This is a genomic window from Kitasatospora kazusensis (genome assembly GCF_039529945.1).
GTDB lineage: Bacteria > Actinomycetota > Actinomycetes > Streptomycetales > Streptomycetaceae > Kitasatospora > Kitasatospora kazusensis.
Map to the genome: position 1 here is coordinate 1 of NZ_BAAANT010000142.1, position 735 is coordinate 735.

General features: G+C 71.2%; 1 protein-coding gene and 1 pseudogene. Both read right to left on the reverse strand.

The genetic code is table 11. The annotated features are described in order from the left end of the window. Positions 1 to 82 precede the first annotated feature (82 nt). Positions 83 to 403: a ferredoxin gene (fdxA, locus tag ABD330_RS32380; RefSeq protein ID WP_344469894.1), complete on the reverse strand. Its 321-nt coding sequence runs from the start codon at positions 401 to 403 to the stop codon at positions 83 to 85. Between the two features lie 115 nt (positions 404 to 518). Further along, positions 519 to 735 (reverse strand): annotated as a pseudogene (locus ABD330_RS32385) (2-oxoacid:ferredoxin oxidoreductase subunit beta); the annotation flags it as partial.

The window sequence follows — 735 nt, forward strand, 5'->3', positions numbered from 1 at the left end:
GGCGCCGCGCTCGTCGATGACGACGAGCGCGGCGCCGCCAACGGCGGCGGTGTTCAGCCCCACCCCGCGCACCACGGCGGGGTCAGGCCTGGCTCGGCACGAACGCGCTGACCACCGGGTGGTCCTCGGTGAAGACCGGGGTGCCGGAGGCGCCGCCCGGCGAGCCGAGCGGGATGAACACCTCGGCGTTGGCCCGCGCGAAGTCGCTCCACTCGTCCGGCAGTTCGTCTTCGAAGAAGATCGCCTCGACCGGGCAGACCGGTTCGCAGGCGCCGCAGTCGACGCACTCGTCCGGGTGGATGTACTGCGAGCGCTGCCCCTCGTAGATGCAGTCGACCGGGCACTCGTCGATGCAGGCCCGGTCCTTCACGTCGACGCAAGGGGCGGCTATCACGTATGCCATGGGGGATTCCCTTCCGGGGAGGGTTAGAGCGACCGGCGATTGGGGGTGGAAGAAGGAGCGGCGTCCGGGCAAGAGTCCGGGCGCCGCGACGCCGCCCCCCAATTGCCGGTCGCTCTTAGTTGACGGTCCAGGTGTCGTTGCCGGTGAGGAGGGTGGCGAGGTCGCCGGGGCCGTGTTCGGTGGTGGCCTGGGTGAGCTGGTCGGCCATCAGGGTGTCGTAGACGGGGCGTTGGACGTCGCGCAGGACGCCGATGGGGGTGTGGTGGAGGAGGTCGGCGTCGGTGAGGCGGGTGAGTGCGAAGGCGCGGGTGGGGCTGGGGTGGTGGGCGTTG